The sequence below is a fragment of the Acidobacteriota bacterium genome (assembly GCA_012517875.1).
In the GTDB taxonomy this organism is placed as follows: domain Bacteria; phylum Acidobacteriota; class JAAYUB01; order JAAYUB01; family JAAYUB01; genus JAAYUB01.
In genome coordinates this window covers 1-2,079 of the sequence record JAAYUB010000072.1, presented here as the reverse complement: position 1 = coordinate 2,079, position 2,079 = coordinate 1, and the positions used below count along the sequence as shown (strand labels likewise).

The 2,079-nt window shown below is 64.6% G+C and carries 1 protein-coding gene; it reads left to right on the top strand.

Translation table 11 applies throughout. The features are described 5' to 3' along the window. On the top strand, nucleotides 1–2,079 hold a 2,079-nt coding region (locus GX414_07410; GenBank protein ID NLI46918.1), incomplete at both ends, for a hypothetical protein.

The following is a 2,079-nucleotide window of genomic DNA, read 5'->3' as shown; positions in this document are numbered from 1 at the left end:
GATCTATGACCGGCAGGTATCCATCGAAAACAGTCCCTACACTGCCGGCACTTACTATTATCGGTTTAAGGGCCGGGCCGAGTATGCCGACGGGACCACCGCCGCCGTCACGTCCGACAACCATGTTCGGGTGCGATATTACCCGAATCCACACCAATTGAGCCTCACCGGCAACGCCTGCGCCGTGAGCGGCCTGCCCTACAAACTCGTCGTGGGGTGCCAGAATTGGAGTTCGCTCAACCAGATGTACCTCGACGAGAGCACCGATCCGTCGTTCGCCACCTTCACCGCCACCCCCGTGTACAGCCAGGGCAACACCATCTGGCAGACCAAGAGCGTCACCCAGGACACCACCTATTATTACCGCGCCCGGGTGGACAACTTCTGCTCGGATGACCTCGCACTCGATTTCAAGTCGGGGGCGCTGGCCGTGACTGTTCACGCTGAGGACACCATCGCGCCCACCGTCAATTTCAAGTCGGCCCAAACCCTGGACTACCAGTCCATCCACCTGACCATGACCGGCGCCGACTGCGGCCGGCTGGCCGAGTTCCACATCTACCGGGACACCAACCCTGGATTCGTGCTGGGCGAAGACAAACGGATCGCCCTGTGCGCCCCCGCAGTGGGCGCGGACACCACGTACGTGGACGACGGCCTGCTCAACGGCGTGACCTACTACTACCAGGTGGTGGCCGTGGACACCGCCGGCAACACCAGTGCGCCGTCCGTCGAGCGTTCGGCCACCACCTTCTCCGATGCCACGCCGCCGGAATTCCCGGCCGGGGCGATCGTCGTCCTGAGCTACCACCAGCCGACCGACGAGTTCCCCGTCATCGCCTCGAAGCAGGTGCTGCTGGTGAATTTCCCCGAGGCGGCGGAACCGGACTCCGTGGTGGCCTGTTACCACATCGGGCTCAAGGACGAGACCGCCGGCGGGGCGCCGGATTACCGCTGGACGCAGGGCGCGGCCGGCCGGTTCGTCCTCCCCAACGCCAACCTGGTGGCCGGGCACACCTACCGCCTCTGCGTCACGGCCACCAACACGTCCATGGCGGTGACCCCGGTGCCCATCACCAGCGCCACCTTCCAATACGTACCCGGTCTGGTCTATACCGCCGAGTCCGGCGACTTCACGGATCCGGGCCCCCTTGACAGCAGCGTGCTGGAAAAGGAGTACGACCCGGCCTACCAGTCCATCACCCATGACGCGGCGACCGACTCCGTGATCATCGCCCCCGGCTCCGGACTGGCCGGGTTGAAGCGCAAGCTTCGTCCCGCGCCCAAGTTCACGTTCGAGGCGGTCCTCCGGCCGTTAGCCGCCTATGACAGCGACAGTTGGTTCGAGGTGCGCCTGGAGGGCCTCCAGGGCTATTACGTGCTGCGGTTCACGTACGAGGCGAACGAGATCTGCTGGCACTCCTTCCGGAAATATGTCAACGGCTGCCTGGTCGCCAGCGGAGCCACCAGCGCTCAGATCGTCCAGGGCCAGGACTATTTGTTCTTCGTCGAGCATGAGTTCATCGACAACGGCGCCAACCCGGACATCTCCCGCCTGTACGTGAGCGCGTTCGGTGCCGATTTCATCCTGGACGATCCCGCCGGTCATGCCATCGACATCTACCAGGTCCGCCTTCTGGCCTATCAGCAGAACCTGGCGTGGGATTACTTCTACCACCAGGGCGGTTCCGTGGACCCGGTCCCCCTGGACGACACGCCGCCGTCCCAGCCGGTGGTGGTCGTGGGCGAGGGCAAGGGATATTTGGAGGCGTGGGATCCGAATACCGGCCTGGCCACACCGGTCATCTATTACGCGTCCACCGACCCCCAGTCCCTCCTCAGCCAGTACCAGTACGCCGTGGGGACCACGCCCGGCGGCACCAACACCCGGCCGTGGACCACGGGGACCATCACGGCGCCCGGCGGGACGATCAACGCGAGTTTCACCGCGGCCGACGGCCAGACGTACTACGTGTCGGTCCGGGTGAAAAACGACAAGGGGCTGTGGAGCAGCGTCGCCACCAGCGCCGGGGTTCTGGCCGACAAGTTCGCCAAGCAGAACGACTTCTTCGACGCCTT